At 62.3% G+C, this 11,547-nt stretch carries 10 protein-coding genes and 2 tRNA genes; 7 read left to right on the forward strand and 5 right to left on the reverse strand.

All coding sequences use genetic code 11. The features are described from left to right. Positions 1-118 precede the first annotated feature (118 nt). From QMY55_RS19975 to QMY55_RS19990, 4 genes are all read right to left on the reverse strand, one after another. A complete protein-coding gene (locus tag QMY55_RS19975) occupies positions 119-1,060 on the reverse strand; it encodes an NUDIX hydrolase (RefSeq protein WP_283485855.1) in 942 nt (313 codons plus the stop codon). 13 nt (positions 1,061-1,073) lie between these two features. Then, a complete protein-coding gene (ychF, locus tag QMY55_RS19980) occupies positions 1,074-2,168 on the reverse strand; it encodes a redox-regulated ATPase YchF (protein WP_283485856.1) in 1,095 nt (364 codons plus the stop codon). 255 nt (positions 2,169-2,423) lie between these two features. Next, complete coding sequence (locus tag QMY55_RS19985; protein WP_283485857.1) at positions 2,424-2,744, reverse strand: hypothetical protein; 321 nt, start codon at positions 2,742-2,744, stop codon at positions 2,424-2,426. 110 nt (positions 2,745-2,854) lie between these two features. Next, the gene (locus QMY55_RS19990) at positions 2,855-3,742 is read right to left on the reverse strand and encodes an MOSC domain-containing protein (protein WP_283485858.1); all 888 of its coding nucleotides are present in this window, start codon (positions 3,740-3,742) and stop codon (positions 2,855-2,857) included. Positions 3,743-3,909: 167 nt separating this feature from the next. Between QMY55_RS19990 and QMY55_RS19995 the strand changes: the two genes are divergently transcribed. The 7 genes from QMY55_RS19995 (at position 3,910) to QMY55_RS20025 (ending at position 10,546) form a co-directional block, all read left to right on the forward strand. After that, positions 3,910-5,034, forward strand: coding sequence for an FAD-dependent monooxygenase (locus QMY55_RS19995; protein ID WP_283485859.1), 1,125 nt, complete (start codon positions 3,910-3,912; stop codon positions 5,032-5,034). A gap of 117 nt (positions 5,035-5,151) precedes the next feature. Continuing rightward, on the forward strand, positions 5,152-5,862 hold the full coding sequence (locus QMY55_RS20000) for a DsbC family protein (protein ID WP_283485860.1): 711 nt from the start codon (positions 5,152-5,154) through the stop codon (positions 5,860-5,862). Between the two features lie 99 nt (positions 5,863-5,961). Continuing rightward, a complete protein-coding gene (locus tag QMY55_RS20005) occupies positions 5,962-7,767 on the forward strand; it encodes a M61 family metallopeptidase (RefSeq protein ID WP_283485861.1) in 1,806 nt (601 codons plus the stop codon). A gap of 96 nt (positions 7,768-7,863) precedes the next feature. Continuing rightward, complete coding sequence (locus QMY55_RS20010; RefSeq protein ID WP_283485862.1) at positions 7,864-8,643, forward strand: enoyl-CoA hydratase; 780 nt, start codon at positions 7,864-7,866, stop codon at positions 8,641-8,643. 83 nt (positions 8,644-8,726) lie between these two features. Next, positions 8,727-8,803 (forward strand) — tRNA-Met (locus QMY55_RS20015). Positions 8,804-8,926: 123 nt separating this feature from the next. Further along, a tRNA-Met gene (locus tag QMY55_RS20020) sits at positions 8,927-9,003 on the forward strand. A gap of 373 nt (positions 9,004-9,376) precedes the next feature. After that, positions 9,377-10,546, forward strand: coding sequence for an MFS transporter (locus QMY55_RS20025; RefSeq protein WP_283489023.1), 1,170 nt, complete (start codon positions 9,377-9,379; stop codon positions 10,544-10,546). A gap of 73 nt (positions 10,547-10,619) precedes the next feature. Here QMY55_RS20025 and QMY55_RS20030 read toward each other — a convergent pair whose 3' ends face one another. Further along, positions 10,620-11,525, reverse strand: coding sequence for a LysR family transcriptional regulator (locus QMY55_RS20030; protein ID WP_283485863.1), 906 nt, complete (start codon positions 11,523-11,525; stop codon positions 10,620-10,622). Positions 11,526-11,547: the final 22 nt, after the last annotated feature.

Consider the following 11,547-nt stretch of genomic DNA (forward strand, 5'->3'; position numbering starts at 1 on the left):
AGGTCAAGCATTCATCATTCATTTTTTTGAGACTTCAGTCCTGACTTTTTGCAGCGAATTTCAAGCACTGCCAATACCGTCTGCCCCGGCATCCAGGCAGGATCACTGCGGCCACTCTTCAGTGGCTGCGCGCCAGCGGCAGCTTGTTGCCGACAATGGCCCTCTCCAGCATCACATTGCGGCGAAAGCGAAACAGCTTGGCGGGACGGCCTGCACCGGCCATGGTCATCTGTCCGGTTTCCTCGACCAGCGCCTGCTGCTCAATCAGGCGGCGGAAGTTCTGCTTGTGCAGACTGCGCCCGGCCAGCGCCTCCACCGCTTGCTGCAGTTGCAGCAGTGAAAACTCGTCGGCCATCAGCTCAAACACCACGGGGCGGTATTTGATCTTGGCGCGCAGCCGTGCCATGCCGGTGGCCAGAATGCGGCGGTGATCATTGCTCATCGCCATGCCCGGCAGCAGCTGACCCGCAGGAACTGCATCGCCATCGCCCCAGGACTCGGCCACAAAGCCGGCTTCAAACAACAGCTCGTAGCGCTGCAGCACCAGCTCTTCATTCCACTCATGGCCATCCAGGCCAAAAGTCATGGAAGCCCTTTGCCAGCGCGCGCTTCTAGCTACGCTATCTGCAGCAGCTTCACTCCAGGCAAGCAGCGCAGGGGCGATCTGCTCCTGCACCACGGCAGGCATGCCTTCACGCCAGTCCTCCCAGGGGAAGTAGCGGTACCAATCCTGCCAGCCCGGCTGGGCCTGCCCCGCCTCATCCAGCTCGCGCGTCAGTGCCAGATAGCTGATGGAGATGGCACGCATGCCCAGCTCCTGCGAACGGTCGCGATCGGCAAAGGTATAGAGCTGCTCCACAAACCCCAGCGGATGATGGGTTTGCGTCTCCACCCAGGCGCGCAGGCTGGCCTGCAGCGAACGGTGATTGCTGGTGAAAGGCCCCGCAGGCAACGCCATCCCCGACCTGGTGGTCAGTATGCGGGGCTGGCCGCCGGTGACAGCCACGAGGACTGCCACCAGATCAGCCTGCACGGAGTGCTGCTCGGCAAGATTGCTCAAAGGCTTTCAGGGCTTAGACGTTGAACAGGAAGTTCATCACATCGCCATCCTTGACGATGTATTCCTTGCCTTCGGCGCGCATCTTGCCGGCATCCTTCGCGCCCTGCTCGCCCTTGAAGGCGATGAAGTCCTCGAAGGCAATGGTCTGGGCACGAATGAAGCCGCGCTCGAAGTCACCGTGAATCACACCGGCAGCCTGAGGAGCGGTGGCACCCACGCGCACGGTCCAGGCGCGCACTTCCTTCACCCCAGCGGTGAAGTAGGTCTGCAGGCCCAGCAGCTTGAAGCCGGCACGGATCAGACGGTTCAGGCCTGGCTCTTCCAGACCCAGCTCTTCCAGGAACATGTCGCGGTCGGCGTCGTCCATCTCGGCCATTTCGGCTTCGATCTTGGCGCAGATGGCGACCACGGGAGCACCCTGGGCTTCGGCATATTCCTTGAGGCGGTCCAGCAGAGGGTTGTTTTCAAAACCGTCTTCCGAGACGTTGCCTACAAACATGGCGGGCTTGGCGGTGATCAGGCAGAAAGGCTTGAGCAGGGGCGCATCTTCCTTGGAAACTGGTACCACGCGGGCAGGCTTGCCTTCGTTCAGCGCTTCTTGGATGGGTGTCAGCAGCGACACCAGCTTGGCGGCTTCCTTGTCGTTGCCCGACTTGGCGGCCTTGCTGTAGCGGCTCAGTGCCTTCTCCACGGTGGCCATATCGGCCAGGCACAGCTCGGTCTGGATGACTTCGATGTCGGCGATAGGGTCCACCTTGCCGGCCACGTGAATCACGTTGGGGTCTTCAAAGCAGCGCACCACGTTGACGATGGCATCGGTTTCGCGGATATGGGCCAGGAACTGGTTGCCCAGGCCTTCGCCCTTGGAAGCGCCAGCCACCAGACCGGCGATGTCCACAAACTCCACGATGGCGGGAACCACGCGCTCGGGCGAGATGATCTCGGCCAGCTGATCCAGGCGGGGGTCGGGCACCTCCACCACGCCGGTGTTGGGCTCGATCGTGCAGAAGGGGTAGTTTTCCGCAGCGATGCCGGCTTTGGTCAGGGCGTTGAAGAGAGTGGACTTGCCCACATTGGGCAGGCCCACGATGCCGCACTTGAGGCTCATGGAATTTCCTTTGGTATCAATGCACTTGCCTGGCACCACACCTGCGTGGCCGAAGTGCCCGATCCGCATTGAGGCGAATCTGGTTGTTCTTGAGCGTGCCTCCGCTGTCACGCGCAGAGGTCACGAAAACCCTTGATTGTAATGAAGCGGCGTTTATCGCAGATGAGCGGCCCCGGATGTACTGGATCCCGGGCACAAAAAAGCCTGCTGGAAAGCAGGCTTTTGACGGGAGGTGCAAAACAGTAACGCATTCGCTCAGACAGGCAGCGGTACCTGCACCACAGGCAGCGCATGCGCGAACAACGGCGTCAGGCTGGCCGATTTACCCAGATGTTGCAGATGGCATTCCGGGCTGCACAGGTATTTGCTCATGCAGGGCTTATCGCTGCCGCGATGCAGGGTGGCAACCTTCTGGGCGAACTCCAGCACCCATTCGCCTGAGCAGCATGCAATGTGCGGGCGTCCATCGGGCAGGGCAAAGTCCACCTCGGGCGCCCGGCACAGCACGCGGGCAATCATTCCCGCATGGGCGCTGTTGGTCGCAAGAACCACGAAGTCTCCAGCTTGCAGTGTCATCACAATGCCCTCCTTCATCCGTTGCTCTTGGCTTGATTGGACCCTGGCTTCACACCACTCAGCGCCTGCCAAGGCCGTCTGCAAATGACAGACAAATACTTACAACCGTGTTAGTCGAAACGCAGCTGCCCACCCAGGCTCTGTCCCAATGTCAGCACAGTTGCAGAGTCCTGCCCTTCGGGTAAGCCCTGGACCACGGCATTCATACCAAAAGTAATAGCACCGCCCACTCTCGAATCCTGGCGATAGCCGCGAATCTGGTGACCGACCGAAGTGCCGGGAACCGCCGTATCGGGGTCGATATCGGGGATGGGGCAGCGCGTGCAGGGCTTGCAGGGCCGCAGGCTCAGGCCGGGCTGGTCCAGCAGCTCCAGCTCTTCCACACGATCCTCGTCATGGGCCTCCATGCCCGAAATCACGATATTAGGCCGAAAGCGCCGGGCATCGACCACGGCCTCGCCCGCCCGGGCCAGACGTTGGTTGAGTTCATCGACTGCCGCCTGGCTCAGCAGCAACAGCGGATACCCGTCCGCGAAATGCACGGGGGCCTCACCGGCCTGGACCCAGCGCTCGCTGGCCTGGCGGTCTTGAGCAGGGTCAAAGCGCACCAAACGGCAGTCCGTTCCCAATACCTGGCTCAGCCACCAGCGCACGGGCTGGGCCCATTCACCGAGGTCCCATGCCTGCACGGTGTCATCCCAGACCCTGGCTCGACAGGCCTGCCCCTGGGCCAGCAGCGGAATTTCGATGCTGTCTTGATCTGGCGCATGCAGCACCAGATGCCGGTCAGTGATCTGCGGGCGAATCAGCGCCATGCGCGGGTGGCTGCGCTGGGTCAGGAAATCACCATCGGCATCCACCACCATCCAGTGACGATCCCACTGCAAACCGTGGCGCAGCAGACGGGCCTGCCTGACGGCAATGCCCGCGCAGGACTTGATGGGATAGATCCAGAGCTGGTCAATCTGACCCATCACATCGTAGGCAACCTCATTCATGGAATTTCCTTGCAGCTTCGGTAATTTGCAGCCATTTTGCCTTCAAGCCCAAGCAGCACCTGCGCAAGCCGCTATGAACTACAGAGTCTTCTCCTGATATGACTGCCACAGGCACGCGGTTTCCACCATGGCCGCAGGCCCTGCCCGCGCCTCCTACAATGCCGGGCATGGCGCAAACCTTTGATGTATGTATTCGTGGAGCCGGCATCGTGGGCCGGACCTTGGCTCTTTTGCTGGCGCGTGAGCGTCTGCGCGTGGCGCTGGTGGCGCCGCCACAGGCCAGATCCCAGCACAAGGATGTGCGTGCCTACGCGCTCAACGCCAGCTCCCGGGCTGTGCTGCAGTCGCTGCGCTGCTGGCCCGATGACGAAGACGCCACGCCCGTGGTCGGCATGCAGGTGTTTGGCGATCTGGACGGGCAGGTTCAATTCGACGCCGCATCGCAAGATGTAGCGGCACTGGCCTGGATTGTCGATGTGCCCGCACTGGAACAGCGCCTGGCCGAGGCCGTGCGCTATCAGCCGCAGGTGGAAATCGTCAAGGAGCCGGTCGAGGCCGCCCTCACCGCCGTCTGCGAAGGCCGCGCCAGCAGCACCCGCACCGAGTTCGGGGTGGACTTTTCCGTCACGCCCTATTCCCAGCACGCGATTGCCACGCGCCTGCGCTGCGAGCTGCCTCACGGCGGCATTGCCCGCCAATGGTTCACGCCCGAAGGCATTCTGGCTTTTCTGCCCCTGGGCGGCCCCGAAGGCCAGGAAGTCGCCGTGGTCTGGTCGCTGGAGCGCTCGCTGGTGCCCGACTGGCTGCAAAGCGATGAAGAAAGTTTTACCACCCGCCTGCAAGCCATCAGCCAGGATGCTCTGGGCCAGCTGGAACTGACCGCCGAACGCGCCACCTGGCCTCTGCAGCAGGCCGTGGCCGACCGCTGGTGCGGCCCTCTGTCCCAGAACAGCGCGCAAAGCTGGGTGCTGGCCGGCGATGCGGCCCACAATGTGCACCCGCTGGCAGGCCAGGGCCTGAACCTGGGCCTGGGCGATGTGCAGGCGCTGGCACGCATTCTGCAAGAGCGCGACTACTGGCGCAGCCCTGCAGATCTCAAGCTGCTGCGCCAGTACGAACGCGAGCGCAAGGCCTCCCTGGCGCCCATGGGCATGGCCATGGACGGCTTGCAGCAGCTGTTTGCCCGCCCCGAAGTTCCGGTGCAAATGCTGCGTAACTGGGGCATGAAAGGCTTCGAGCGCAGTGGTCCTCTCAAGTCCTGGATGGCTCGCCAGGCCATGGGCCTGCTGTAATCAAGGGAACCCCGGGCACTTGCCAGACTCCAAGCCCTCAGCCCTGCCCCCGGCTCAGCCGGGCTGGCGGAAACCGATAGTCTCACCATGCCGCAGCTGCGGCCTTACAGATTTCCCATGAAACTTGTTGCCTGCGTGCTGGCTGCTGCCAGCCTGACCTTCGGCCTGAGCGTGCATGCCCAGGATGCCAATCTCAAGAAAACGCTGACAGAGCGCATCCCCCAGCTCGAAAAAATCGACGAAGTGCGCTCCACCCCCATGAGCGGCCTGTACGAGGTGCGCGTGGGCACGGATATTTTCTACACCGATGCCAAGGGCAACTATCTGATCCAGGGCGAGCTGATCGACACCAAGGCCAGGCGCAATCTGACCGAAGACCGCATGACCCAGCTGACGGCAGTGGACTTCAAGCAGCTGCCCATCAAGGACGCCATCACCATCGTGCATGGCAAGGGCGAGCGCAAGATGGCCGTGTTCGAAGACCCGAACTGCGGCTACTGCAAGCGCTTTGAAAAAGACCTGCAGAGCGTGGACAACGTCACCATCTATCTCTTTCTCTACCCCATCCTGAGCCCCGATTCGGCCGAAAAGTCACGCAATATCTGGTGCGCCAAGGATCCGGCCAAGGCCTGGCATGAGCAGATGCTGAGCAGCAAGAACGCCCCAGCCGCCCAGTGCGACCCCGCCGCCATCCAGCGCAATCTGGCATTTGGCCGCAAGTACAAGATCACCGGCACTCCGACCATTGTTTTCGCCAACAATGTGCGCGTACCCGGCGCCATCTCGGCCGCCGAGGTTGAAAAACACCTGGCTGCCGCTGCCAAGTAAGCCTCTCGTTTCATCGCCGGAGCGGCACGTGCCAGATCTGCAGGAACTGGCCGTGCTGCGGCAGATCCGCATGCTCCGGCCCGCATTTTTGGAGCTGTCATGACTGCTGTTCTCAACACCCCCGGCATTCGCTACACCGTGCAGGCCAGCGCGGTGGAAGCCCATCTTTTTGATATCAGCCTGCATATCGCCCAGCCTGCGGCGCAGCAACTGCTGTCGCTGCCGGTGTGGATTCCCGGCAGCTACCTGGTGCGCGAGTTTTCCAAGAACCTGCAGGGCCTGAGCGCGACCCAGAACGGCCAGAGCCTCCCCGTCAGCCAGCTCAGCAAGAATCAATGGAAAATCGGCTGCAGCGCAGATGCAGCATGCGTTGTCAGCTATCAGGTTTGCGCATACGACACATCCGTGCGTACGGCCTGGCTGGACCGCCAGCGCGGTTTCTTCAACGGCACCAGCCTGTGCCTGCGCGTGCATGGCCAGGAAGAGCGTCCCCATGCGCTGGAGCTGCTCGGCAGCCGCGCCACCGAGGACTGGCAGGTGGCCACCGGCCTGACGCCCGCACAAATCGATGCCAACGGCTTCGGCCTCTACACGGCAGCCCATTACGACGAGCTGGTGGACTGCCCCGTGGAGATGGGCCGGTTTTGGCGCGGCAGCTTTGAGGCCGGCGGCGTACCCCATGAATTTGTGGTCGCCGGTGCCGCGCCCAGCTTTGATGGCGAGCGCCTGCTGGCCGATACGAAAAAGATCTGCGAGGCCGAGATCGCCTTCTGGCATGCCGACGGCAGCCGCCCGCCCATGGACCGCTATGTCTTCATGCTCAACGTGGTGGATGACAACTATGGCGGCCTCGAGCACCGCAACAGCACGGCGCTGATCTGCGGTCGCCGCGATCTGCCGCGCAAGGGCGAAGCCAAGGCCGGCGAAGGCTACAACACCTTGCTGGGCCTGATCAGCCACGAATACTTTCACACCTGGAACGTCAAGCGCCTGCGACCTGCCGAGCTGGCCCGCTACGACTACGAGCAGGAGAACTACACCGAGCTGCTGTGGTTCTTCGAGGGCTTTACCAGTTACTACGACGATCTGTTCCTGCGCCGCGCGGGCCTCATAGACAACACCCAGTACCTCAAGCTCATCACGCGCACCATCAACCAGGTGCTGCAGACGCCGGGCCGCCATGTCCAGTCCGTGGCCGAAGCCAGCTTCGACGCCTGGGTCAAGTACTACCGCCAGGACGAGAACACGGCCAACCACACGGTCAGCTACTACACCAAGGGCTCGCTGGTTGCGCTGTGCCTCGATCTGGCGCTGCGCGCCCAGGGCAGCAACAGCCTGGACGATGTGATGCGCGGCCTGTGGCGCAAAAGCGCGGGTGGCCCCATCAGCGAAGCCGATGTGCTGGCCGTGGTCAGCGAAGTGGGCAACCCTGAGATTGCCAGACAGCTGCAAACCTGGGTGCACTCCACCGACGACCTGCCGCTGCGCGAGCTGCTGACCAAGCATGGCATCAAGAGCAAGGCCGAGCCCGCACAGCTGGCCCAGAAACTGGGCCTGCGCGTTCAGGAAAATCACAGTGTGCAGATCAAGACCGTGCTGCACGGCGGCCTGGCCGAACAGGCCGGCATGATGGCCGGCGATGAATGGCTGGCCGTCGAGACCGATGGCCAACGCTGGCGCATTGCCAAACTGGACGATGTGCCGCTGTATGCAGGCAGCTCCAATACCGTGACCGCCTGGGTCGTGCGTGACCGGCAGATTCTGGAGCTGACGCTGGCCCTGGACATCGCGCCCGCCAAAGCCGCCAGCGAGGATGCAAAGCCTGCCACGCCCATCAGCAATCTGGGGCTGGAAATCAGCGACAAGGCCGCCGCAGAGCGCTGGCTGACGGGCCTTGCAGCCTGAAGCCGCCCCCGCAGGGCGGCTGCAACGCGACAGCCGGCAGCCAGGCTCAGCGGTTATTCTTGGCAGCAGAGATTCATTCTTTAGCAGGAGACAAACTTGGCCTACGAAACCATAGAAGTCCGCGTGGAAGCGGAAAAAGTCGGCGTCATCACGCTGAACCGTCCCAAGCAGCTCAATGCCCTGAACGACCAGCTCATGGACGAGCTGGGCGATGCGCTCAGGAAGTTCGATGCCGACAAAAGCATTGGCTGCATGATCATCACCGGCAGCGAGCGTGCCTTCGCCGCCGGTGCCGACATCGGCGCCATGGCCAAGTACAACTTTGCCGACGCCTATGGCGGCGACTACATCACGCGCAACTGGGAAACCATCCGCAGCATCCGCAAGCCCGTGATCGCCGCCGTCGGCGGCTTCGCCCTGGGCGGCGGCTGCGAGCTGGCCATGATGTGCGACTTCATCATCGCCGCCGACAACGCCAAGTTCGGCCAGCCCGAAATCAAGCTGGGCGTGATTCCCGGTGCCGGCGGCACGCAGCGCCTGCCCCGCGCCGTGGGCAAGTCCAAGGCCATGGACATGGCGCTGACGGCCCGCATGATGGACGCCACCGAGGCCGAACGTGCCGGTCTGGTCAGCCGCGTCGTGCCTTTTGACAAGCTCATGGAAGAAGCGCTGGGCGCCGCCATCATCATCAGCGGCTTCTCTCAGCTGGCCGTGATGGCTGCCAAGGAATCCGTGAACCGCGCTTTCGAAAGCGGCCTGTCCGACGGCGTGATGTTCGAGCGCCGCCTGTTCCACGCGCTGTTTGCCACGCAGGACCAGAAGGAAGGCATGGATGCGTTTGTGAACAAGCGCCCGGCCAACTTCACCCATCAATAAGTGCCAGCGAACGCGAGATTTTTTCGCAAGAAATCTCTGAAATCGCATGAGACAGCGATTTTTTGCATATAATAACTGTCTCTGGTCGTGTAGCTCAGTTGGTTAGAGCGCAGCATTCATAATGCTGATGTCGCAGGTTCAAGTCCCGCCTCGACCACCAGACAAGGAAACCGCAGTGTTTGCAAAAGCACTGCGGTTTTTTCTTTGTGTCGCACAGTGACCGACACACAAAATTCCCAACTCGGCTGACGAGCCAATTTTTCCGATATAATCTCTGGCTGTCGGTCGTATAGCTCAGTTGGTTAGAGCGCAGCATTCATAATGCTGATGTCGCAGGTTCGAGTCCCGCTACGACCACCAAATACAAGCCCCAGTTGCTCATGCAGCTGGGGCTTTTCGCTTTTTACAGAGGCGACATGGCGCCGCACTGCCCTTTCTGCACCGCAGAAATCAGCGCAGACCGCGCCGCCATGCTCCAGCCGCTCAAACTCCCCTTCAAGGACTTTTTCGTGCCCGTTGCACCTCAAGGATGCCGCACGCACGCCGCGTGCCCGCGCGCTGGTCTTGCGCCCAGCGAGGGCCGGCTTTTTTCTGCAAAAGCCGGCCTGCAGGCACCCGAAGTCCGTCTTCGCTCAAGGACTCTCCCGTGACCACATCAACCACAGGCGCCGTGGCAGGCACAGCCGCGCCCGCCGCCCCCACAGAAGTCAACGGATACAGCTGGAAAGCACTCATGGGCTCGGCCGTCGGCTATGCCATGGACGGCTTTGACCTGCTGATTCTGGGCTTCATGCTCTCGGCCATCTCCAAGGACCTGAACCTCACGCCCGGCCAGGCCGGCTCTCTTGTGACCTGGACCTTGATCGGCGCCGTCTTCGGCGGCATCGTCTTCGGCATGCTCAGCGACAAATACGGTCGCATCCGCGTGCTGACCTGGACGATTGTGCTGTTTGCCGTCTTTACCGGCCTGTGCGCTTTTGCCCAGGGCTATTGGGACCTGCTGATCTACCGCACCATCGCCGGCATCGGTTTGGGCGGTGAGTTCGGCATCGGCATGGCCCTGGCCGCCGAAGCCTGGCCCGCCCGCCACCGTGCCCGCGTGTCCTCCTATGTGGCCCTGGGCTGGCAGCTCGGCGTGCTGGGCGCAGCCATGCTGACCCCGCTGCTGCTGCCCTCGATAGGCTGGCGTGGCATGTTCCTGATCGGCGTGATTCCCGCCGTCGTGGCCTGGGTCATCCGCAACAAGCTGCACGAGCCCGAAGTCTTCGTGGCACGCAGCAAGAAGGACCAGCCCTCGGCCATGCAATGCCTGAAGCTGCTGATGAAGGACAAGGCCACGCGCAAGATCAGCCTGGGCGTGATCGTGCTGACCTCGGTGCAGAACTTCGGCTACTACGGCATCATGATCTGGATGCCCAGCTTTCTGTCCAAGCAGATGGGCTTCAGCCTGACCAAGTCGTCCATGTGGACTGCCGTCACCATCATCGGCATGTCGCTGGGTATCTGGGTCTTCGGCCAACTGGCCGACCGCATCGGCCGCAAGCCCACTTTCCTGATCTTCCAGGTCGGCTCCGTGATCTCGGTGCTGGCCTATTCCCAGCTCACAGATGCCACGGCCATGCTGTGGGTGGGTGCCATCATGGGCCTGTGCGTCAACGGCATGATGGGCGGCTACGGCGCTGTCATCAGCGAGGCCTACCCCACGGAAGCCCGCGCCACCGCACAGAACGTGTTGTTCAATATCGGCCGCGCCGTCGGCGGCCTGGGCCCGGTCGTCATCGGCGCCCTGGCCATGGCCTATTCCTTCCAGGTGGCCATTGCGCTGCTGGCCGCCATCTATGTGCTGGACATGCTGGCCACGGTCTTTCTGATTCCCGAACTCAAGGGCAAGGAGCTTCAATAAAGATAGCTGCTATCGCATACCCATCAAGCGCCAGAGCCTAAAAAGCCTGGCGCTTTTTTATTTTGCCACCACGCTATCTGCGCTGCCGGAACACGTCGCCGACCAATTCCCGCAGCCACTGGTTCGCCGGCTCCCGGGCAAAACGCCAGCTCCAGTGCAAGGAGACATCGAATGCGCTCTCGGGCAGATCGGCCTGCAGCATCACATAGCCTCCCTGTTCCACAAAGGTCTCGGCGATCTCGGCAGGCATGATGACGGCCAGATCGGTCTGGCGCACGATGGAGGGCACGGCCATGAAGTGGGCCGCCGACAGCCGCACCTGATTCTGCAGCTCCAGCTTGCGCAGGATGCGCAGCGTCTCGGAATGCGAGCGCACGACCACATAGTCGAGGCCACGCAAATGTTCGGTATCCAGCCTCTCGGTCTTCAAATCCCTGAGCACCGGATGCCCCTGGCGCAGCAGCAGCGCGTAGCGATCGGACAGCAGCACCTGCTGCTGCGTGCCCGTCACACCGGGCAGAAAACCGATGGCAATGTCCAGCGAACCGCGATCGAGCGCATCGGCAATCTCGGCCATGGGCATGGGCAGGGTTTCGAGCTGCACATTCGGAGCCTTCTCACGCAAGGCCTGCATCAGCGGTGGCAGGAAACGCGCCTCGCCAATATCGCTGAGGTGAATGCGAAAGCACTGATTGGCCTGCAAGGGGTCAAAGCTGTGCGCCTCCGCCAAGGCAACCTCCAGCGTTGCCAAAGCCGTGCGAACGGCAACTGCCAGACGCTCGGCCCTGGGCGTGGGCCGCACTCCGCCATGCATGCGCTCGAACAGCGGATCGCCCAGCAATTGCCGCAGCCGCGTCACCGCCTGGCTGGCCGCCGGCTGGGACAGGCCCAGCTCATGCGCCGCACGGCTGACGCTGCCATGGCGAAACACCGCATCGAAGACACGCAACAGATTGAGATCCAGGCCCGATATATCCATGACACGAATATCTCTTAGATGA

This window comes from Comamonas resistens (assembly GCF_030064165.1).
In the GTDB taxonomy this organism is placed as follows: Bacteria; Pseudomonadota; Gammaproteobacteria; order Burkholderiales; family Burkholderiaceae_C; genus Comamonas; species Comamonas resistens.

Excerpts from the sequence above, each read along its gene's own strand:
- QMY55_RS19995 (WP_283485859.1), top strand. The coding sequence starts at position 3,910 with ATGGCGCAAACCTTTGATGTATGTATTCGTGGAGCCGGCATCGTGGGC.
- QMY55_RS19985 (WP_283485857.1), bottom strand. The coding sequence starts at position 2,744 with ATGACACTGCAAGCTGGAGACTTCGTGGTTCTTGCGACCAACAGCGCC.
- QMY55_RS20005 (WP_283485861.1), top strand. The coding sequence starts at position 5,962 with ATGACTGCTGTTCTCAACACCCCCGGCATTCGCTACACCGTGCAGGCC.
- QMY55_RS20025 (WP_283489023.1), top strand. The coding sequence starts at position 9,377 with ATGGGCTCGGCCGTCGGCTATGCCATGGACGGCTTTGACCTGCTGATT.
- ychF (WP_283485856.1), bottom strand. The coding sequence starts at position 2,168 with ATGAGCCTCAAGTGCGGCATCGTGGGCCTGCCCAATGTGGGCAAGTCC.
- QMY55_RS20000 (WP_283485860.1), top strand. The coding sequence starts at position 5,152 with ATGAAACTTGTTGCCTGCGTGCTGGCTGCTGCCAGCCTGACCTTCGGC.
- QMY55_RS20030 (WP_283485863.1), bottom strand. The coding sequence starts at position 11,525 with ATGGATATATCGGGCCTGGATCTCAATCTGTTGCGTGTCTTCGATGCG.
- QMY55_RS19990 (WP_283485858.1), bottom strand. The coding sequence starts at position 3,742 with ATGAATGAGGTTGCCTACGATGTGATGGGTCAGATTGACCAGCTCTGG.